Annotated in this window: 17 protein-coding genes and 1 pseudogene; 10 read left to right on the top strand and 8 right to left on the bottom strand. The window is 64.3% G+C overall.

What is annotated here, in order from left to right:
- Positions 1-8: 8 nt before the first annotated feature.
- The 3 genes from THIDRDRAFT_RS05730 to THIDRDRAFT_RS05720 are packed head-to-tail and all read right to left on the bottom strand — an operon-like array spanning position 9 to position 5,650.
- Positions 9-905: a hypothetical protein gene (locus THIDRDRAFT_RS05730; RefSeq protein WP_007039862.1), complete on the bottom strand. Its 897-nt coding sequence runs from the start codon at positions 903-905 to the stop codon at positions 9-11.
- Complete coding sequence (locus THIDRDRAFT_RS05725) at positions 895-2,421, bottom strand: hypothetical protein (RefSeq protein WP_007039861.1); 1,527 nt, start codon at positions 2,419-2,421, stop codon at positions 895-897. Before THIDRDRAFT_RS05725 ends, THIDRDRAFT_RS05730 begins: the two co-directional genes overlap by 11 nt.
- A gap of 10 nt (positions 2,422-2,431) precedes the next feature.
- Positions 2,432-5,650, bottom strand: coding sequence for a DNA-directed RNA polymerase (locus THIDRDRAFT_RS05720; RefSeq protein WP_007039860.1), 3,219 nt, complete (start codon positions 5,648-5,650; stop codon positions 2,432-2,434).
- 479 nt (positions 5,651-6,129) lie between these two features.
- Here THIDRDRAFT_RS05720 and THIDRDRAFT_RS26120 point away from each other — a divergent pair, with 479 nt between their 5' ends.
- Together THIDRDRAFT_RS26120 and THIDRDRAFT_RS05715 are read left to right on the top strand one after the other, a co-directional pair.
- The gene (locus tag THIDRDRAFT_RS26120; RefSeq protein WP_007039859.1) at positions 6,130-6,405 is read left to right on the top strand and encodes a hypothetical protein; all 276 of its coding nucleotides are present in this window, start codon (positions 6,130-6,132) and stop codon (positions 6,403-6,405) included.
- Positions 6,342-7,343: an ISAzo13 family transposase gene (locus tag THIDRDRAFT_RS05715; protein ID WP_083827436.1), complete on the top strand. Its 1,002-nt coding sequence runs from the start codon at positions 6,342-6,344 to the stop codon at positions 7,341-7,343. The genes THIDRDRAFT_RS26120 and THIDRDRAFT_RS05715 overlap by 64 nt, the downstream gene beginning before the upstream one ends.
- Positions 7,344-7,459: 116 nt before the next feature.
- On the opposite strand, the gene THIDRDRAFT_RS23610 is transcribed toward THIDRDRAFT_RS05715, so the two are convergent.
- Positions 7,460-8,362: a GGDEF domain-containing protein gene (locus THIDRDRAFT_RS23610; protein ID WP_007039857.1), complete on the bottom strand. Its 903-nt coding sequence runs from the start codon at positions 8,360-8,362 to the stop codon at positions 7,460-7,462.
- Between the two features lie 171 nt (positions 8,363-8,533).
- On the opposite strand from THIDRDRAFT_RS23610, the pseudogene THIDRDRAFT_RS27290 reads away from it, so the two are divergent.
- Positions 8,534-8,921, top strand: a pseudogene (locus THIDRDRAFT_RS27290) (IS1634 family transposase); the annotation flags it as partial.
- On the opposite strand, the gene THIDRDRAFT_RS05700 reads toward THIDRDRAFT_RS27290, so the two are convergent.
- The gene (locus THIDRDRAFT_RS05700; RefSeq protein ID WP_007039856.1) at positions 8,855-9,238 is read right to left on the bottom strand and encodes a CIA30 family protein; all 384 of its coding nucleotides are present in this window, start codon (positions 9,236-9,238) and stop codon (positions 8,855-8,857) included. The pseudogene THIDRDRAFT_RS27290 and the gene THIDRDRAFT_RS05700 sit on opposite strands and share 67 nt — an antisense overlap.
- 290 nt (positions 9,239-9,528) lie before the next feature.
- Here THIDRDRAFT_RS05700 and ssb point away from each other — a divergent pair, with 290 nt between their 5' ends.
- The 6 genes from ssb (at position 9,529) to THIDRDRAFT_RS05670 (ending at position 16,463) form a co-directional block, all read left to right on the top strand.
- Positions 9,529-9,993: a single-stranded DNA-binding protein gene (gene ssb / locus THIDRDRAFT_RS05695; protein WP_007039855.1), complete on the top strand. Its 465-nt coding sequence runs from the start codon at positions 9,529-9,531 to the stop codon at positions 9,991-9,993.
- Positions 9,994-10,073: 80 nt separating this feature from the next.
- Complete coding sequence (bet, locus tag THIDRDRAFT_RS05690) at positions 10,074-10,991, top strand: phage recombination protein Bet (RefSeq protein WP_007039854.1); 918 nt, start codon at positions 10,074-10,076, stop codon at positions 10,989-10,991.
- Between the two features lie 87 nt (positions 10,992-11,078).
- Positions 11,079-12,191, top strand: a complete 1,113-nt coding sequence (locus tag THIDRDRAFT_RS05685) for a YqaJ viral recombinase family nuclease (protein WP_007039853.1) — start codon at positions 11,079-11,081, stop codon at positions 12,189-12,191.
- 259 nt (positions 12,192-12,450) lie between these two features.
- Complete coding sequence (locus THIDRDRAFT_RS05680; RefSeq protein WP_007039852.1) at positions 12,451-13,404, top strand: AAA family ATPase; 954 nt, start codon at positions 12,451-12,453, stop codon at positions 13,402-13,404.
- Positions 13,405-13,523: 119 nt separating this feature from the next.
- Entirely contained in the window at positions 13,524-14,561 is a 1,038-nt protein-coding gene (locus THIDRDRAFT_RS05675) for a DUF3150 domain-containing protein (protein ID WP_007039851.1), read from the top strand.
- 117 nt (positions 14,562-14,678) lie between these two features.
- Positions 14,679-16,463, top strand: a complete 1,785-nt coding sequence (locus THIDRDRAFT_RS05670; protein ID WP_007039850.1) for a VWA domain-containing protein — start codon at positions 14,679-14,681, stop codon at positions 16,461-16,463.
- A 156-nt stretch (positions 16,464-16,619) separates the two neighbouring features.
- On the opposite strand, the gene THIDRDRAFT_RS05665 is transcribed toward THIDRDRAFT_RS05670, so the two are convergent.
- From THIDRDRAFT_RS05665 to THIDRDRAFT_RS05655, 3 genes are read right to left on the bottom strand one after another with little or no spacing between them, the layout of a single operon-like run.
- A complete protein-coding gene (locus THIDRDRAFT_RS05665) occupies positions 16,620-16,883 on the bottom strand; it encodes a SemiSWEET transporter (protein WP_007039849.1) in 264 nt (87 codons plus the stop codon).
- 47 nt (positions 16,884-16,930) lie between these two features.
- Positions 16,931-17,653 carry a nucleotide-binding protein gene (locus tag THIDRDRAFT_RS05660; protein ID WP_007039848.1) on the bottom strand — a complete coding sequence of 241 codons (723 nt, stop codon included), beginning with the start codon at positions 17,651-17,653 and terminating at the stop codon, positions 16,931-16,933.
- A gap of 50 nt (positions 17,654-17,703) precedes the next feature.
- The gene (locus tag THIDRDRAFT_RS05655; protein ID WP_007039847.1) at positions 17,704-18,075 is read right to left on the bottom strand and encodes a hypothetical protein; all 372 of its coding nucleotides are present in this window, start codon (positions 18,073-18,075) and stop codon (positions 17,704-17,706) included.
- A gap of 712 nt (positions 18,076-18,787) precedes the next feature.
- Here THIDRDRAFT_RS05655 and mobI point away from each other — a divergent pair.
- On the top strand, positions 18,788-19,312 hold the full coding sequence (mobI, locus tag THIDRDRAFT_RS05650; protein ID WP_007039846.1) for a conjugative transfer protein MobI(A/C): 525 nt from the start codon (positions 18,788-18,790) through the stop codon (positions 19,310-19,312).
- Positions 19,313-19,438 lie beyond the last annotated feature (126 nt).

Raw genomic sequence — 19,438 nt, 5'->3', positions numbered from 1 at the left:
CGGTTGATTCAATCCAACGGGGTCAGCTCGATAGCTCCAAACCCCTTGTCCGCGTTTTCACCGCCCCCGCCGAGCGCGATCAGACTCAGCCAGGGCAGCACGGCTGGCTTCACGCGCAGAATCGCGCGTCCGCTCCAGGTGAGCGCCGTAAAGCTCGCCCCGTTGCCCCGACTCGCCAATGTCAGCGGCTCAGGCTCGATCTCGGCGCTCTCGACGCTCAAGCCTCCTGACAGCAGCGCCTCGGCGACATGATGGGCCAGATGCGCGCTCAGACGCTGAACGCGCTCGTCATTGAGGCACAGAGGGGTCAGCTTGTGGGCGCGCAGGCGCATCGCCTTGCGCAACTCGTGGGCCAGGGTTTCGACATCCGGGGGAGCGTCGGCATCCGGCCGGCCCTTACCGACCAGCCAGGGCGTGACGAAGGTCAATTCCCAGCGGGTCGCATTCGTCAATTCCAGATCCGCCAGCGTCGCAACCGCCAACGGCACGGCTCCTTCCAAACTATGACGCTCACGCAGACAACGCGCCGCCCAGCCGATCGAGTCGCACGCCGCCGCGCCGAGCGCGATCAGATGCAGTTGCTCAAGTGCCGGGCGCCAACGCACGAAGAACGTGGCCATACGCCAGGACGGTGCGCCACCGCCGAGCTTCATCGGAAAAAGCGCATCGGCACGGCAGCGTCCGAGACGGGCACAGTCGCGCCCCTGCTCCGCGCAGCTCTCCAGCGTGGTCGCTGCGCAGTGCTCGCGCCAGGCGCGGGCGCGCAGGGTATCGCTGAGTGCGGCCAGTCCAACATGTGGTGGATAGGCCGTCACGGGATAGGCGAGCACCGCCGCCGGCAGGGCACGCCACAAGGCCGCCAAATCGCGCGCACCACGGATCTCTGGTGGGCGCTCAGTCGGCATGATCGGCGTCACGAAGACTGGGCCAGAGACGTGGATCCAATTCGATTTTGAGGAAATCCGACACGGTCGATTGACTGAGGCCGAGCAATTCCCCCACTTGTTTCTGACTGCGCCCTTCGGTCCGCGCTCGCCGCACAACCGCCGTGCGGATGGCATTGAGGACATCGTCGAGCCGATGCCCCTCCGGCCCGAAATCCATGCCGGCGGCCACCTGCCAGGCTTCATCGAGCAGACGCCGCGTATCGCGCAACTCGCGCGCTTGCAGATAGGCCTTGCGCTCGGGATGGGCGCTTGGACTGCGCGCGTTAGCGGTAGCCAGCAGTCCCTTGAGATCATGCAGATTGCGCGGGAAGACATCGGTCAAGAGATCATACTGAAGACGCTCCTTGAGCTTGCCGTCGAGGATGCCGAGTTGGCGCGCCAGCGACTCAGCCAACGCGACCACATCGGATCGCACGCTCAGCGCGGGCAAGTCAACAGACACGGCGCCGCGCAATCCATCACACGCCAGAGTGGCAAGCGCGCCAGCCGGCAAGCGGTCGGTACGCAGGGTCGCGGCGATCGCCAGATCGGAGCGTTCATCCGCCAGTTGGGCCAGCATTCGCAAGGCCGACTCCGGCCAGGCATCGAGCCAGCGGATCAGCAGGGTTGCCCCCTCCGGAAGTTCCGGGCAGTAGGCGAGATTGCTCCAGATCGCGAGCTGACTTGCTTTGTCCGCATGTTTCTCGGGATTGCTCACGCTGCCGGGAGTGCGCCACTCGGCAAACTGTTGACATGCGCGCCACTTGCCGCTGCCGGTCGGGCCGCAGATCAGCATCAGCACACGCTGAGGTTGCTTACGGTTGCTTGCGGCTTTGTACAGCGCGGCGTAGGCGCTTGCGGCCATTGTATCCTCCACCACGATCTCCTTGAGCAATCCCTTGCGCGCCGCATCAGACAGCGACCCCGGGCTTCGATACGCCACCCGCTCGCGCTCGCGTTTTCGGCGCAGCGCCAAGGCATAGGGCGGATGCAGCTCGCGCACACCCTGTTCGCGCGAGGTCTCGAACAGCCGTGCCTCGTCCAGGCGCAAACTTTGCGCGGCCAGCATCAGCGTCAAATGCATCGCCGGCGTCCCCGAGGTCACATGGAAGACGACTTCATCGGCGCAGTCCGGCTTCGAAGTCGGAATAGCCGCCCACACCTGTTCATAGAGCGCGGATAGATCGGTCGGACCTTTCAGGCTCACGGGATAGCGCTTCAATTCCATTCCGCTCAAACCAACTTCCGGCAACTGCTCGCGCAGTCGATCACAGAACTCGGCACGCTCATTGCATCCATCCGGATCGTCGTCGAACAGCACTAACACCGTGTTTTGCGCAGCAATGTGGCGTTTGCGCTGAAGTTCGGAATCGCGATCGAGCACCGCTTTCAACAGACGGCGGATCGGACTTAAATCGTCTCCTTTGGGCTGGAGAAAATCGAGGTCGGTCTTGCCGATGAAGGACAGGATCAACCGGGTCGGTTGGCGGGCCATGAGCGATCCATCAGGAGAAGAAATAGGGCGAGATGGCGCTTTCGCTCAAAGGCAGCGCAGCGGAAACGGGCGGCTCGGGCAGATCCGGCGACGGTGCGGGCGTTATCAAGGCCGTCGCCAGGTCCAGCAGCGACGCGAACAGGAAACGCTCAGACGACGGCAGGTCATCGCTGCGGATAGCGGCCAGCCATAAAAGCGCGTCCCGCGCTTCTTGCTTGCCTGAGTCTGCCTCATGCCTGAGATCGAGCTCGGTCTGTCCGCCCGGATATTTCAGCGCTGTGTTGACCTCGCCCCGACGCGGCAGCGTGCGCAACGCAACCGCCTTTTGCATCCAACTGTACCAGTCCGTCAGCGGCCCGGGCGGATCTCCGTTCTTATACGGCGCATAAAGCTCGGCAAAGGTTTGGCGCACCACCTGCGCCAGGGTCTCGGCCTGATTCGGATGGCACAGCAGACAGTCGTGAATACTGCCGATGTCATGCACCTCGCGCGCCTTGGCCTCCAGCAGCGTCAGCATCAGATGGGTCGCATCCAAACTGTGGATCAGATTGGGCAGCAGGGCGGCGCGTTGTTTTTGTGGATCGACCTCTTCGGTCAGACGCCGCACGTCGATCTTGACCGCCTGTCCGCCGATCCGGGCGCTGACGCTCGTTCTCGCGGATGCGAACTTGTTTTGAACCACCGGGAAACCGAGCGGCGTCAGCCAGATCAAAGGCAATCCCAGGCAGTCAGGCTTTTCTTCAAATTTTTCGGCCTCTTTTTTTTTGCACTGCGTCTTCGCGTCATCGATCTTTTTGCGCTGCTCCTTCGTCCATTGAGGAAACGAGACCGATTCGGCGACCTCTCCCAGCCAGTTGGAAAATTCGCCGATCCCGCGGTAGTTCCTATCGAGCGCGCCACGCAGCTGCTCGACCAAGACGCGCGCCACATAGGCGCCAAAGGTGCGCAGACGCTCCCACTCGGCGCGCTCCGGGGTCCAGGTTTCCTCGGTGTCCGGCTTGGCGCGCGTTTTCCTGGATCCCTTTCCCTTCCCCTTCGGTTCCGGCTTGCTGACACGAATCGAGATCGACGAGTGTTCGTCCTGCTTGGGAAACGCGGCCTGGCGTGCTTCGACGAATAAGCCCTTGGTACACTTTCGCACGAAATCCTTGCGCGCCGATGCGGCGTTTGTCCACTCAACCAACGCGGTGAGCTTGGATTCATCCGGTGGGCGCTCATCCCAAACCTCGATGAGCCTTTTCTCGATCGCCTCCAGCACCGCGCCCGCCTGGGCGCTGCGGCCGGCACCATAGGGGATGGTCATCACCACCCTTTTGGCTGTCTTGCGGTTGAGCCAGGCACCGGGGGCGGCGTCCGTCGCCAGCCAGGCATCGCCCCACTCCAGTCCATGACGATGGCGGGCCTGTCCCTTGGGGATGGGCAGGTGCCCCAGGGTCTTCAGTGCTGCCTCGGCCAATTCGCTGTAGATATCCGCCGGCAGATCATTGGCGCGCGGCAGCACGTTGACCGCCTCGGCGAGCTCCCGATTGCCGGTCAAGGCGGCGATGTGCTGGATGCCATTGCAGGTGCCGTCGATCTGCACCGGAAGATGGATGCGTGCGTCGGGATGCTGCTTCCATTGCCGGTAGGCCAGACAAAAGGCCAGAAACTGCATCGGCTTATCGGCCACGTCGCGCCAGAAGGGTTCGGCGAGCGGGTCGGCGGCGCTGGCGAGGATGGCGGCTTCATGGTCACGCGTCCAGCGTTCGCGCTCGTTCAGCGTCACAACCTGACGGTCGCTGATCCCGAGATCGGTCAGCAGGCGCGAACGCTCGACCAGATTGGCCCCGTGCCGACGCAGGGCATGCACGCCCGATTCATTGAGCACCTGACCCCGCGCAAACTCCAGTAAGCCCCGTTGCAGATCGCCGCCCTGCGGGGTGAGCCAAGAGGTCTGGGGATAGATCCGCCCACGATAGTCAGCCTTCCACGGCAGATAAAAGGTTGGTGGGTCGACCAGCGGATCGCTCGGACAGAGTTCGTCGAGCGCGCGGCTGGCGAGCGGATTGTCGAGAAACTCAGCGGGCCGCTCGAAGGTTTTGCGCGTGCCGTTGGCAGGGCGGGGGCGATAAAGATGGTCTTTGATCCAGTCCCGCAAGGATGCGTCATCGTCGTTCGCGGGGGGCGCGTTGACCAAGGCAATCAGCTGTTGCGTCCACTGCAACAGCGGGCGATTGATCCGCCAGTGAACGGCCTGCTGCACATTGATCGCCGCGACATAACGCTGAAAGTTCGGGGAGCGATGTTTCCGGCACTGGATGTCGCTATGGGCGTCGCGTAGAAATTTGTTGGTCTGACGATAGTCGATCAGATCGACACGGCTGCACAGGTCCGCTTCGTCGTCCGACGGACCCGGATCGTCGAGGTAGTAGGCTACTGGCTGCTTGAGCGGTTGCGGCGAGAAACTCAACGGCAGGGTTTTGAGCAGCCTCTCAATGCGTTTCGCGAATTCGGACTGGCTAATCTCGATGACTTTTAAGGTGTGGGGTTTGCCGCCGCTTTTGCGCGTTTCACCCGTGCTCACTTTGAACCAGTCGTCGAGGGTCGCCAGCAGCGTTTCGAGCAAAACGTGAGCAACGAGGCGCCAATCCACGTCCTCGGGGCGCTCGTCCTCCGACAGATCACGCTGCCACTTCCAGGTGACTTGACGCAGTTGATCGACCAGTGCGCCGACCGCCTGGGCGAATTCGACCGCCTGCGGTGCGGCAGAGGTCGCGGGAACGTCCGTCTCGTCGTCGTTACTTTCGTCATCGTCAGTCTCGCCCGAATCGGGATTCGGCTCATCGACCCATTGGCCGGCCAGGGTCGCGCACAGGGTATGCAGGGCGAAGCCGAAAAGTGCTTCGATACGCTCGGGAACTGGGGCTGGGGTATCCTGCGGTTCCGGTTCCAGGCCGCTATCGGGAGCCAGCTGTTCCGCGACCGCCGCCGGGGCGGTGGCTTCTTCTGGAAGCAACGCCTGCCACAGACGCTGCGCCGCCCGCCGCTCCTCGTTACTGATTGTAAATTCCGGTTTCAGCCTCGCGGCGAAGTCGGGCAACACACGCTCGTAAGCATCCTCGCCCTCGAACAAATGCCACTTGATGGCCTGCACCACGGCTCGCTGTAACGCACCTTGCCGCGCCTTCGACTCGCCAGGGTCCAGCGCACCGTACTGCAAGGCCGGCGAAATCCACACCGATAAAGCCACCTGCTTCCTCCCATTCCAAGACCATTGGCCGTGTTCCGTTCCAGAGCAGCGCCGAAGCGAGGCTAACACGCGGAATGGTATGGATCCATGGTCTTGATTTAAGGACGGAGAGAGGCGAGAACCTCGGGAAGGTTTTCAGCGTGTCTCTGCACGTAGGAATTGAATACCAAGTACTCTACTTTAAGGGCCTTGTTCCGTTTTCAGCGTGTCTCTGCACGTAGGAATTGAATACCACCACCAGTCGACAGACGAAAAACGCTTTCGTTGCTGTCGGTTGAAAGCGGCAGCCAGCTCGCCGGGGCGGAGCCCGCCCTATCGGCGAGCACCCACATTACCGAATTTCTGGTGAAAGGAGCCTATTTTCCGTTTTCCTGATTAAGATGGCTTGGCCTGCTTAGGAACTGTCCATCAATAGTTCCCCGATTTTTGCGTAGCCCGTATGCTTCGGAGCCAGTGACAAGCGGGCGGAGGAGATCTGGATGGCAGCGGTTGAGGTGGTGGTCGCGGAAGGGGTGGAAGGGCACGTCAAGTTGCTCTGCGAGCATCTCGACGAGAAACACCGGCGGTTGGTGGCCGGGTTGTTGTCCGAGGTCGTCGGTTATGGCGGCACCAAATGGGTGGCCACCGTCACCGGTTTGGATCCGAAGACTATCCGGCAGGGTCGTCTGGACTTGCAGCAGGGGCTGGCGGATTGCCCGCGCGGGCGGGTGCGCCGCGTCGGCGGCGGGCGTCGCCCCTTGAAAAAAGCGATCTGAGGCTGGAGTCCGACCTCCTCGCCCTGGTGGAAGCGGAGACGGGAGGGGATCCAGAGGGACGCGCCAAATACACCCGCAGCAGTCTGCGCACTCTCGCCAAACGGTTGGGTCGCGGGTGCGCCATGACCGTCGGGCGGTTGCTCGAAGCGCACGACTATTCCCTGAAAACCAACATCAAACGCCTGATTGGCAAGGTCCATCCGCAGCGGGATCGGCAGTATCGCTTCATCCAGCGCCTGAAGCGGCGGTTCGTGCGCCACGGGCAACCGGTCATCAGTGTGGATGCCAAGAAGTCCGAACTCATCGGGGACTTCAAGAACGCGGGAAGGCGCTACTGCCGCACAGCTGACGTGGTCAACACGTACGACTTCCCGAGCGAGGCCCAATGCCGGGCCACCCCCTACGGCGTCTACGACCAAGCGGCCAACCACGCCCTGGTCAGTGTCGGCACCCACGCCGTCACCGCCGAACTGGCCGTGAGCGCCATCCGCCGCTGGTGGGTGCAGGTCGGGCAGCGCCGTTACCCCCACGCCCACCATCTGCTGATCGAAGCCGATGCCGGTGGCTTTAATGGCTATCGCCCGCGCCTGTGGAAGCGCGCCTTACAGCAGTTGGCCAATGACACCGACCTGGCCATCACCGTCTGTCATTACCCCAGTGGGGCTTCCAAATGGAACCCGATCGAACATCGCTTGTTCAGCCAGATCAGTCGCAACTGGGCCGGGCATCCGCTGCGTACCCTGCCGATCATGCTGGGTTTCATCCGGGGAACGACCACGACCACGGGCTTGGCCGTCGAAGCCGTTCTCGACACGGCGGACTACCAAAAGGGCATCCAAGTGACGCCTCAGGAGATGGCGGCGCTGAACATCCGTCGGCGCCGTCTCTGCCCCGACCTGAACTACACCATCAGGCCCAACAAACCGGGAAATAGTTAGTGGACGGTTCCTTAGCTGGCAATCATTGTCGGTGCCCGCAAGCCTAAGGAGCTTGCCGGAGGACTGAGCTCGGATCCTGCGCTGTCGTACGAAGACCGGCCGACAGCGCCACCGACTCAAACCCTACCGAATCTCCTCCTGAGCCGGAGCCTGGGCCGGAGCCGGAGCCGGGGCCTGAGCCTGGGCCGGGCCGGAGCCGGAATCGACTCGGTGCGGTTCCTTCCCTCCGCTTTGGCTTTGTAGAGCGCCATATCGGCACTCTGAAGCAGCGCTGCGGGCTTGATGATCGCATTGGTGGGGCTCCAGGTGGTGGTGCCAATAGACAGCGTGATTTTCCCGTATGCGGACGGAGTACTCGCGATCTTTTCGCGGAGCTTCTCAGCGCAATCAAAACACTCATTATGTCCGGTCTGGGGCAACACCACAACGAACTCGTCGCCACCGTAGCGGCAGACCAGATCGCTCTGTCGGAAGGACTTCATGACAAGGTGTACCACGTGTAAAAGCACTGCATCTCCGGCAGCATGGCCATACGTATCATTGATTAGCTTGAACTTATCGAGATCGAAAAAGATAACAGAAAGCTGTTCGCCCTGCCGGGCCGCGCTCGCGACGAGACGCGAAAGGGCATCGTCAAGATAGCCTCGGTTTTTTAATCCGGTCAAGGCGTCGACGAAAGAGAGTGGGTATAGTGTGCGAACCTGCTGATGCAAGCTTTTTATCTGGGTATACTGATACACCGAGATGGCGACGGCCAACAAGATGGCGAGCGATCCGCAGTCGACCGACACCTCGAACCAAGGCAATAGGTTGTGCGCGTCCGCCATATCGACCAGCATCAGCAGCATCACCAGAGCGAAGCCTGCCAGGATCGCCTTCTGACCGCTGTTCGCGCGCGTCAGCGGATCGACAGCCAGGGCTGCGGACTGATGCACCGGTTTGGATGGGGTGGGCTCGGCATCGAACGCCCACATGCGACACCAGTAGGTGCTGAAAAAGTGTCTCAGTTCATCATTCATCGTCTGCTCCCTGTTTAGTAGGCCAGGCCACTTACCTGGATCACCTAGTCGCTGGTGAATTAACCGCCTCAGCTACCAAATTTTCGGTAGCAGCGGCTGGCGATGCCTGACCCGCCCCAGGGGCATGGGCGGTAGGGGTTTGGTGCGCCTTACTGCTAAAACGGCAATTGCGCGCGCAAGGAAGAAGGCATCAGCGCACACTTTGGCGAACGCTTCGAGGCTGGGCTGCAAGCGCTGGCTGACGGACTGAGTCGCCCCCGCACGACCAAAAAGATCGACACACTCCTGGGAGCGCATAGGGCGGCTGAAGGATAAAGATCCAGGGCGCGGGCCAGCACTATCACATTGGGATCGACCCCGATGCCAGTGGAGAGAAGGCGAAAGCTATCCGTTGGGAGCGTCGACCGATTGAGGGGACCATTGACACCCACCCCGGGGCCTACTGCCTATGCATCAATGGAATGACCTGGGACGGCGAGCAGCTGTGGGGACCTACATGATGCTCACTGACCTCGAGGCCGTGCTCCGCTCCTTCAAGTCAGCGCTGGGACTGCAGCCGGAAGGCGAGAGGGCTGAGCCTGCGTCCAGGTCCCGATACCAGCCCACTTCCGCGACGCAGACCTGTGCACGAAAGGCCCGTCCGATGGCGACCAGGCCGAGCTGCGTCAGCTGGTCCGTATCGAGCGGCGCGCTCAGTCGATTGGGGGTGAAGTGCTCGAAGGGTATCCGGATCTCCTGCCAGTCCGGACCAACGACGAAGGTCGCGCGATAGGCTTGCCAGGGCAGGGTGCAGTCCCGGCTCTTGAGATGCAGGTTGTAGTGCTCGCCATTGCCGCAGACGGGCGCTGTGCGCCCCTCCAAACCCAGAACGGTCACTGCTCGGAAGGACGGTTGATCGCTCGCCTGGGCGTCCTGCCTGTGCCAGAGTCACTCCAGGCGCGGTCTGTCCGTTGACGCTCGCCCATCGCGAGACCCACTGGCCAGACGGTCACACGCATTCTGACATGACCAACCTCACGGCTGGTCGTCCCATCGCTGGCGGAAGCGATCCACAAGACTCCGCGCATCACCGACCGGCCTTGTCCCGGTCATCCTCTACCGGGGAGCGGTCCGTTCCCCGTCCGGGGCCGGTCGTTTCTCCGTTCCATCGAACAGGAGCAGACGCCATGTCCCGAGGTATCAACAAGGTCCTGCTGATCGGCAACCTGGGTACGGACCCTGAGGTTCGAGTTCTGCCGAGCGGCGATTCCGTTGCCAACCTCTCGCTGGCCACCAGCGAGACCTGGACCGACAAGCCCTCCGGCGAGACCCGCGAGCGCACCGAATGGCATCGTATTGTCATCTTCGGCCGTCTGGCCGAGATCGCCGGACAGTACCTGCACAGCGGCTCCAGGGTCTATGTCGAAGGCAAGCTGCGCACGCGTCAATACCAGGCGCAGGACGGCAGCGAGCGCAGCACCACCGAGGTCGTCATCGATGCCGGCGGCACGCTGCTGATGCTCGACGGTCGGGCCGAATCCACGGCTCAGCCGACGCGTTCGTCACCTGCCAGCCGTCGTCGACAGACGCCACCGCGCGGTCGTGCCGGGCAGACACCCGCACCCGATATCGGCGACGCCATTGCGTTCTGAGGGTCGATCCCATCGATCCTTCACCCCACGGGGCATCCTTGCCCCCAGGGGCCTGGTACCCCCTTTGATTCGGAGGCACCATGAGCAAGTCCAATCCATCCCAGACCACCGTGCCCGCCTGCCGGCTGGCGATCCCCGCCCAGAGCCTCGCCGAGCTTGGCCTCGATCCCGCCACCTGGCAGGTCCTGGTCGAGTCCATCTTCCCCTCGGCCAAGACGGTCGAGGGCGTGCTGCTGGCGGTGCGCTACTGCCAGGCGCGCGGCCTGGACGTGATGAAACGCCCGGTCCATGTGGTCCCCATGTGGAATCGCACCCTCGCCCGCGAGGTCGAGACCGTCTGGCCCGGCATCGCCGAGGTCCAGACCACGGCGTCGCGCACCGGCCAATGGGCCGGCATGGATCCGGCGCGCTTCGGCCCCGAGGTCGAGCGCACCTTTGCCGGACGCGCCAAGAGCGACGAGGGCTGGCAGGAGCTGCAGGTTCAGGTCAGCTTTCCCGCCTGGTGCGAGGTCACCGTCTACCGCCTGGTGGGCGGTACGCGCTGTCCCTTTACCGAGACGGTGTTCTGGGAAGAGAGCTATGCCCGCATGGGCGGCGGCGAGGTACCCTCGGCCATGTGGGTCAAGCGCCCTCGCGGTCAGCTCTTGAAATGCGCCAAGGCGGCCAGCCTGCGCGCCGCCTTCCCCGAGGAAGCGGGCTACACCGCTGAGGAGATGGCCGGCAAGCCGATCGATGGCGACCTGGTCGTCATGGCAGAGACCGCGTCACCCACGGGGACGGCCACTTCGGATCGGGAGTCCGCTGCAGCGATCCCGACGCTCGATGAGGCGACCCAGACTCAGATCGAAGGGTTGATCCAGCGGGCCGCCAGGAGTCGCGCCTGGGCCTCGGCCCAGGATTACTTCAAGGGGCGCTTCCAGGGCGAGGTCCTCGCCTACGCCCTCGCTGAGCTCGACCGTGCCCAGCAGGAGACCCTGGCCCCGGCCGAGGCCGCCTGACCACCATCCGACCGGCATGTCCGGTCGACTTCCCCCCACGGGACACCGTTCCCGAGGGGGAGGGGTGTCCGCCCACCGGAGACTCCAATGCGCATCGTCGACCTCTCACAACGCAGCCCTGAGTGGCTCGCCTGGCGCGCCCAGGGTGTGACCGCCTCCGAGGCGGTCGTCATCCTGGGGCGTTCGCCCTACCAAACCCCGTGGCGTCTGTGGGCCGAGAAGACTGGGCTCTGTGCGCCTGCAGATCTGTCGCAGAACCCCTTCGTCCAGCGCGGCATCCAGTGCGAGGACAACGCCCGACGCGGCTTCGAGGAACGCCATCAGACCTGGCTGCTGCCAGTCTGCGCCGAGTCGGAGACCCATCCGCTCCTGCGCTGCTCCTTCGACGGGGTCACCGAGACCGGCGAACCGGTCGAACTCAAGGTTCCGGGCCAGAAGACCTGGGACGCGATCGCTCAACAGGGCACGGAGAGCCTGGCCTATGGGCTCTACTGGGTCCAGGTGCAGTTCCAGTGCTTTGTGGCCGAGGCCGAGCGCGGCTGGCTGGTGTTCGATCCGGTCAAGTCGAAGGTCAACCCGCTCGAATTCGAGATCCTCCGCGATACGGACTTCATCGAGCAGAAGCTGGTGCCGGTCTGTCTGCGCTTCGCCGAGATGATGGCAAGCGGACAGGCACCCACGCCCGATCCCGCGCGCGATTACTATGTCCCCCAAGGTGAGCAGCAAGCTGCCTGGCAACGCCATGCCCAAGCCTATCGCCGTGCTGAAGCCGAGGCGAGCCGGCTGGAACAGGCTCTCCAGGCGGTCAAGAGCCGACTGAGGGAGGCTCAGTCGGGCCTCGTCGACCTGATGGGCGACTACCTCCTGGCCGATCAGAATGGGGTGCAGGTGCTGCGCTACCGTCAACGCGGGAGCGTCGACTATGCCGCCCTCCTGACCGAGATCGCTCCCGACCTGGATGCCCAGGTCCTGGAGGTGCATCGACGTCCGAGCACGATGCGGGTCAAGGTGACTCTCAAGGACGATCCGGCCGCAGCGGAGGAGGGCGCCGACGCGGAACAGACGGTCGCAGTTGGGGAAGGCAATCCTTCGTCGCGAGCCAAGCGCCGGCGGCGTAAGGAACCCGAGCCAGCGGTTGACGCGGTTGATGCGACCGAGGGCAGCAGCGACGAGGGCGACATCATCTTCGGCTATTTCTGATGACCGACCTACCGAGTCGGGGATCCCCAGCGGGTCTCCGGCTCGTCGCTGTCCAGAAAGTCTGTCCCCTGACGTTCCACCGGGTCGTCACGGGAGAGACTTTCCGTGGTGACTCCTACAGAGCCACCACCCCATCGCCTGCGCGGGCGATCCATAAAAGCGCGCGCATCACCGCCCGGACCCGTTCCGGCTCACCACCACCCCGAGGGGAGATCCATCCCTCAGGGGGCGGCGTCTCTCCCTCATCCGGAGACGACGCATGACCAGCCAGCTGTTCAATGTCGCACAGGCCTTCGGCGTCAAGGCCCCCAAGGGGCTCAGCATCGAAGGCTTCGCGGATGCCAGCCATCCGCTCATCCCCCCGACGACGCCCTATGTGTTTCGTCAGGGGCTAGCCGGGATCATCGCCTTCCTGCGCGATCCTGCGGGCGATGCCTTTCTGCTCACCGGTCCCACCGGCAGCGGCAAGACATCGCTCGTCTGTCAGGTCGCCAACCGGCTCAACTGGCCGGTGCAATCCGTGACCTGTCATGGACGCATGGAGCTGGCCGACCTGGTCGGACAGTTCGTGCTCTGCGAGGGCTCGACCCGCTTCGTCCACGGCCCCCTGGCCGTGGCGCTGCGCGAGGGCCATCTGCTGCTCTTGAACGAGATCGACCTCATGGACCCGGCCGAACTCGCGGGGCTCAACGACGTGATCGAGGGCCATCCTCTGGTCATCCATCAGAACGGCGGTGAGGTTATCCGGCCGCACCCCAAGTTTCGGGTCTTCGCCACCGGCAACTCGGCCGGGGCGGGCGACACCACCGGACTTTACCAAGGGGTGTTGCGCCAGAACCTGGCCTTCCTCGATCGCTTCCGGGTGCTGCAAGTCGGCTACCTGGAGCCCGAGGTCGAGCTGGGTGTCTTGGAGCGCGCAGTGCCGAGTCTGCCCGCCGAGATCGGCGAGAAGCTGATCGCCGTGGCCAACGAGGTCCGTCGTTTGTTCATGGGCGAGGCCGACGCGGGAGCGGAACTGACGGTGACGCTCTCGACCCGCACCCTGGTGCGTTGGGCGCGGTTGGCGCTGACCTTCCGAGGTGCGCCCCAGCCGATTCGGTTCGCGCTGGAGCAGGCGCTCACCGCCCGGGCCGATCTCGAGCAACGCGAGGCCATCCATCGCATCGCCGCCGATGTGATGGGGGATCTGTGGAGCGGAGGCACTCCGGCATGAGCGGGACCTTCCGCAGGCGCTGATCCGCCTCTTCATTTCCTTAAATCAACACAGACCGCTGGGCGCCTGTCACTGCCCAGCCGGGTGGTGCGGGCGTTCTTGTGGTCCGGAGACGCCACATGACGACCGACACCAACCCCGTCATCACCCTCACCGAGGCCATGACGTTCATCTCGCTCTCGATCCCGATCTGGGGCGGGCGCAAGACGCTCCGGCCCGAGGACCTCGGGCTCGCCGATCAGGACATCCCCTCCGAGGAACTGGTCCACTGGGGCTCCAAGCGCATCTGTAATCCCGAGGCGCTGCGCGTGTTCCAGACCCTCAAGGGGCAGGCCGAGCGGGCCTGCCTCAAGGTCGGCACCCGCTTCCTCGGGGGCTTTCTGGTCCCCAACGATCAGGTCGCGGGCGTGAGTGTCGAACTGGATCGACTCAAGACGACCTTCGAGCAGGAGGTCCAGACCTTCCTCGCGGGTTACGACCACGAGATCGCCGACTGGATCGCTCGCCACCCGCACTGGGAGCGCCAACTGCGTGAGGCGGTGGAACCCGCAACCCGGGTCGCCACCCGCTTTGCCTTTCGCTACCGCCCGTTGGTCATCCGCCCGGCAGAGGCGCATCCAGGCACCCTGGCCGAGGACGCCGCCGAGCTTGGCGGATCAATCTTCCACGAGATCGCGCAGATCGCGCGGGATCTGGAGAAGAGCCTGGTCGGCCAGACGCAGATGAGCCAGCGCGCGCTGGGCACCTTTCGCCGGGTGCGCGACAAGCTCGCGGTGCTGTCCTTCGTGGACCCGCGCATCCCGCCGATGCTTGAGCCCCTGGAGGGGTATCTGCGCCGGGTGCCGCGCTCGGGTCCCATCACCGGGGCCTTGTTCCGTGAGGGTTTTGGGCTCTGGCTGCTGCTGCGCGATGAAGATCGCCTGGCGCGGCATGGGGCCGGGATCCTCGCGGGCGAGGCGGAAGACCTTCCGACTGAGCCGGCAGACGTCGAGCTGGCGGAGGTCGGTTCCGAGAGTCCGTCGTTGATCACGGTGCCGACACCGGAGGCGCGACCTTTGGCCAAATCACGCCAATCAGCCGATGCACACGCGGGCGCAACGCGCGCGGATGAGCCCACCGAATCCTCGGAGCTATTCGAGGAGGACTGCTTCTTCTAATCCATCAAACAGTCCTTCGGGCCATCCACCAACGGCCGGTCCTCGGATCGGCCTTTTCCCCACCGGGCTCGCCTTGCCCCAGTGGGGCAGGTGCGCCTCCCAGCATGGAGTCACACCATGACCACCAAGACTCTCAAGCACGCTATGCCGATCGTCGCGACCGCTCTGGGTCGCAAGTTCGGCGTCCAGGTCCAGGTCGGCGGCCAGCAGGCCGCGACCGATGGACAGACCATCTGGCTGCCGGATCTGCCGGCGGATTCCCGCCTGCGACCGGTCGCCTGGGGGCTGCTGGCCCACGAGGCGAGCCATGTCCGCCATACCGACATGGCGGTCTATCAAACGGCCGCGCGGCACTCACCGTTACGCCGTACGCTGCTGAACCTGCTGGAAGACATCCGCATCGAGCGGGCCATCCGTCGGGACTATCCCGGCACCGAGGCCACCCTGGCGCAGGTGATCGACTGGATGCTCGCGCAGGGTTATCTGGATCCACCACACCCCAACGAACATCCGGCCCAGATCCTCACGGCCGCGCTGCTGCTGATCCTGCGTCATCGGGTGCTGGGCCAGCAGGCGCTCACCCAACCGGCCCAGGAGGCCGAACGGGTGCTGCGCCAGACCTTTCCGCCCGCGCTGGTGCATCGGCTGTTCGGACTGATGACCGAGGTGCGGGCATTGGGCTCCACCGCCGAGGCCGTGGCTCTGGCCGAACGGATCCAACGGTTGTTGGACGAGGAGGCGCAGGCATCTCAGCCCGAGGCGACATCCGCATCAGACGCACCCGAGGAGACAGAGCACTGTGAGGATGAAGACGGCTCCGACACGTCAGCGGGTGAGGCGGATCCGGCCTCAGCAAACGAACAGACGGACGAAACCGACGGGCCGGACGCTGCCCACGAGGGGACCGATCAACCGGCTTCCGAGATCGGTGATGGCAGCGCTGAGCCTGAAGCGACGTCGGAATTGGATGGTCAAGCGGCCGATGCGCTGTCTGATGGTCAGGATCCAGCCTCGGACGATCTGCTCCAGCGTGTCCTCGCCGCTGGCGAGGGCGACCTGGGCGCTGATCTGTTCGCCAGCGTGCGTCAGGTGCTGACCACTCAGTCGGGAGATGGCGACTTCGGTCTGCCCACACTCCCGGTCCCTGAGGATCCGCCCTGTCATCCGCCGTTCGGCGAGGTGCTGCACCGTCAGGTGGAGGCCACTTCGAGGGCGCTGATCGCCCGGCTTCAAGGATTGGTGCAGTCGAGCCAGATGGATCGCCCCCACGCGGTCTGTCGCGGTCGCACGCTGGTTCCGACACGGCTGCATCGGGCTGGGGTCGGGGATGCCCGGCTCTTCGCCCGGCGACGCCCGCGCATCGCGCCCAATACGGCCTTCCATGTATTGGTGGACCTGTCGGGTTCGATGAACAACCAGACCTGCTCTGGACAGCGGGCCTTCCGGGTCGCACTGGAATCGGCCCTGGCTGTTGCTCTGGCTTTGGAGCGCATCCCCGGTGTCTCGGTGGCGGTCAGCGCCTTTCCGGGACTCGGGGGCGAGGACGCACGGATCACCCGGCTGGTCCAGCATGGACAGTCGATCCGTCAGCGCGCCGGGGCCTTCCAGCAAGGGCCACGCGGCGGCACACCACTCGCCCAGGCGCTCTGGTATGCCGCGACGGATCTGACCCTGCGCCCCGAGACCCGGCGCGTCATCCTGGTGATGACCGACGGGGTGCCCAACGACTGGGCGGCCACCGTCGAGATCCTCGGCCTCTGTGAGGCCAATGGCATCGAGCCGGTCGGCATCGGCATCGCCTGCGATGTCTCGGCGCTGTTCCGCGTTGGAACCCGTGTCGAGGAGGCCGGGGATCTGAAGCAGGCGCTGTTTGGTCTGGCCGAGCGGCTGCTGGTTGCCTGAGCTGTGTGCTGCCCGACGTCTGGCCGCCTCTTTGGTTGGTCGTTGGGCGGCCTGTTTTTAACACCCTTTTCGACTCACCGGCCGCCCGTTCCAGTTGCCTGGAGCGGGCGGTTTTTGTTTTGGGTAGAGCCAAGTCTCAGCGGTTGTCGGCGAGCCTCACGCGCGCCTGGATTCAGTGAGCTTGTAGGCCAGCACGACCAGGGCCAGCAGGAGCGTCACCCCGTTGGCAAGAATGATCGGCCAGGCGGTGAGTAGGAGGCCATAGAGCGCCCACATAGCCACACCCGCGCAGAAGAGCAGATACATCCCGAGCGAGATCGCCCGGGTGTCGCGGGTGCGCAGGATCTGCACGACCTGCGGCACAAACGCAGCGGTGGTGAGGAAGGTGGCCGCATAACCGAGCAGGTCGGGTGGTGACATCCGGGTGACCCTGGGGTGGAAAGGCGGGATTCTCGATGATCGATGGCTCAGGCGGTGGCAAAGATTGCGACCAACTGCGACCACAGCTCCTGCTTGACCTTCCGAAGCCGCATTCGCGGCATCAGTCCCAGCTGCGCGATGGCCTCCTCGAAGGTCCAGCGTTGCTTGAGCATCTGCTCGATGTCCTGGCCGAAGGTGTGGCTGGTGTAGCGGTGCAGGGTGATCCAGCCGATCACGCGCGCGGCGTGTAGCTCGAACAGCCCGAGTTCATGAATCGGCCGCTGGTGATGCTCCAAGGCGCCCAGATGGCCATTGAGCCAGACCAGGGTTGGCACCCGCGTTTCCTCAAGGATCAGCTTGGTGCTGCGAAGGGTCTCCAGGGTATCGGCGCCGCCGGCGATCACCGAGTTGATGACCACCCGTACACCCAGTCCCTCCAGCACCGCGAAGAGATCGTTTTCGACCGCATAGGCCATCAAGGGCTGAAAGCCATTGCTGCCGACGTCGACGACGAAGGGTGTGTCGGCTTGTGCCGAAGACACGCGTTCGACCAGTTGATCGAAGGCGCGTGGATTGACCACGTGCTCCTCGGCGAGTTGCAGATAGTCGCAGTGCAGCGGTTCATAGCGCAGCAGGGTCGGATTGGTGGCATCGGTGTCGATGCACTGTACCGGCTGGCCCGACTCCAGGAGGTACTGGGCCAGGATCGAGGACACATAGCTCTTGCCGACGCCGCCCTTGGCCTGCAGGGTGATGTAGAGAATGGACATAGTGAGTTTCCTTGACGCGAGAGATTGAAGAAGCGGCGTTGGCGCCGGGCCTAATGGATGTCTTCGTCATCCGCGAGCGGGTCCCAGCGCAAGGTGGGTGGCGGTGACGCCGGGTGTGCCGGTGTCGGCTGTCGCGCGCGAGCGGCGGGATCGGGTCCAGCTGTCAACGCTGACGGCGCTGTCCCGGGCTCCTGCGCGCGCAGTCGTGCCAGATAGCGACGGAACTGGCGCAGACTCATGGGCGGCGGATGACCGGCCGCCGCGAAGGCCCGGTAGAGATCGATTCCCGTATGTCCTGCGTTCAATGCCGCCAGAATCGCCGCAGCGTTGGCCTGGATGAAGGTTCGCGGGCGGGTCGGTCGACCGGCGGTCATCGCGGTGAGCTGCTTCAGGAGCTGCTCAGGGTTGGCAGAATCGGGCATGGCACTGTCTCGCGTGTCGCGTGCTGTCAGTGGTTGTCCCCCCTTGCTTCCTTGGCGACGGCAGGGTGTCTCCGGATGGACCGAACGGGGGCACCTCCGGTCCCCTGGGTGTCATAGCTCGTCTGTCGCTGACGGCGGCTGTCCCTCCCGCTCACTCTATGACACCGCTGGTCGCACGCGGGATGAGTCCCGATCTTAGGGGACCGTGCAACCCGCTGTCTGGCCGAAACGGTCCCTGCGCAGAGGCACCGTTAGGGCATGACAGAGGCTGGGTCGCTGGTTAGGCTGATGCACTCGATCAGCGGGGGATCCGCAGCGTGACAGGGGTGAAACCGCAGCCCAGCGCGGCAGGGGTGAAGCTGGGTGCGCGCCTGGTATGGCCAAGTTGCTGTTCGGATAGGCCTTTCTGGTGAGTGAAACCGCGTTGTCTCGCACAGTGGGTGAAACCACCCTGTCAGCTGTAAAGCAGCGTCGTGCTCATCAAGGATGCCAATGGGCGAAACAGCCGTCTCCAGCGGTCAGGGGTGAAACAGCAATGTTCGGGTTTTCCAGTAAATCGTTGTTGATAAAAGCGAAAATCGGAAGTGAAACCGAGCATGTGCAGTGGCCGAGGTGAAACCCGGTCACCCGCTGAAATGTGGCAAGGGGGTGAAACGAGGCCCGAGTTTCACCCAGGTAGGTGGGTGAAAACCGGGCTTGAGAGGCGAGGCTCATGTTCGAGCGCACGACAGACGAGACGTTCGACTGGGATCTGGATGACGGCGCCCAGCCGGAAGGTGGCAATCCCTTGGCGGCGGTCGAGTCGGCCTGCCTGGTGATCCTTGACCCGCTGCACGCCGAGGCGGTTCAGCTCGCGACCGGCTTCATGGAGGCCATGCTGCGGGCACGCGAGGCGCATCCCTATCGCGAGCGCGGCTCGATCGGGGTGCGGGTGCGCCGCTCACCCTCACCGCGCTCGGCGCCGGGCGTCTTCCTGATCGAATGGTTTCGGGTCCGAGGCCGGCACCGCACTGACTACATCGCCCGTGGGGCAGGGCACCGCTATACGCTGCGCGCCTTCGGGCGGATCGAGCCCTGGGAGCGGGAATTGATCGAGATCTACGAGCCGCGCTTCGCCGAGATTCGCGCCCTGCTGTACCAGATCGGGATCCTGCGACGGCAGGCACGACAATTGGCTGGGGCATTGGAGTGCTGGCAAGGTGCCGCCGGTGCGCCGAGTCTGACGGGCGGAGCGTGACGGCACGGCAGGCGGTCGTTCAACGCGACCGCGTCACGGTGGCCATATGCGTCACCGCCTCGCCGGTCGTCGAGTCCGCGCCCGTGTTGAGGGGCGCTCCCTCATGGCCACGGCGAATTGGAAAGA

The sequence above is a fragment of the Thiorhodococcus drewsii AZ1 genome (assembly GCF_000224065.1).
In the GTDB taxonomy this organism is placed as follows: domain Bacteria; phylum Pseudomonadota; class Gammaproteobacteria; order Chromatiales; family Chromatiaceae; genus Imhoffiella; species Imhoffiella drewsii.
This window is presented reverse-complemented; position numbering and strand designations above follow the sequence as displayed.

What these genes read in the sequence shown, in the direction of transcription:
- THIDRDRAFT_RS05730 (WP_007039862.1), bottom strand. Translation starts at nt 905, where the DNA reads ATGCCGACTGAGCGCCCACCAGAGATCCGTGGTGCGCGCGATTTGGCG.
- THIDRDRAFT_RS05725 (WP_007039861.1), bottom strand. Translation starts at nt 2,421, where the DNA reads ATGGCCCGCCAACCGACCCGGTTGATCCTGTCCTTCATCGGCAAGACC.
- THIDRDRAFT_RS26120 (WP_007039859.1), top strand. Translation starts at nt 6,130, where the DNA reads ATGGCAGCGGTTGAGGTGGTGGTCGCGGAAGGGGTGGAAGGGCACGTC.
- THIDRDRAFT_RS23610 (WP_007039857.1), bottom strand. Translation starts at nt 8,362, where the DNA reads ATGAATGATGAACTGAGACACTTTTTCAGCACCTACTGGTGTCGCATG.
- ssb (WP_007039855.1), top strand. Translation starts at nt 9,529, where the DNA reads ATGTCCCGAGGTATCAACAAGGTCCTGCTGATCGGCAACCTGGGTACG.
- bet (WP_007039854.1), top strand. Translation starts at nt 10,074, where the DNA reads ATGAGCAAGTCCAATCCATCCCAGACCACCGTGCCCGCCTGCCGGCTG.
- THIDRDRAFT_RS05685 (WP_007039853.1), top strand. Translation starts at nt 11,079, where the DNA reads ATGCGCATCGTCGACCTCTCACAACGCAGCCCTGAGTGGCTCGCCTGG.
- THIDRDRAFT_RS05680 (WP_007039852.1), top strand. Translation starts at nt 12,451, where the DNA reads ATGACCAGCCAGCTGTTCAATGTCGCACAGGCCTTCGGCGTCAAGGCC.
- THIDRDRAFT_RS05675 (WP_007039851.1), top strand. Translation starts at nt 13,524, where the DNA reads ATGACGACCGACACCAACCCCGTCATCACCCTCACCGAGGCCATGACG.
- THIDRDRAFT_RS05670 (WP_007039850.1), top strand. Translation starts at nt 14,679, where the DNA reads ATGACCACCAAGACTCTCAAGCACGCTATGCCGATCGTCGCGACCGCT.
- THIDRDRAFT_RS05665 (WP_007039849.1), bottom strand. Translation starts at nt 16,883, where the DNA reads ATGTCACCACCCGACCTGCTCGGTTATGCGGCCACCTTCCTCACCACC.
- THIDRDRAFT_RS05660 (WP_007039848.1), bottom strand. Translation starts at nt 17,653, where the DNA reads ATGTCCATTCTCTACATCACCCTGCAGGCCAAGGGCGGCGTCGGCAAG.
- THIDRDRAFT_RS05655 (WP_007039847.1), bottom strand. Translation starts at nt 18,075, where the DNA reads ATGCCCGATTCTGCCAACCCTGAGCAGCTCCTGAAGCAGCTCACCGCG.
- mobI (WP_007039846.1), top strand. Translation starts at nt 18,788, where the DNA reads ATGTTCGAGCGCACGACAGACGAGACGTTCGACTGGGATCTGGATGAC.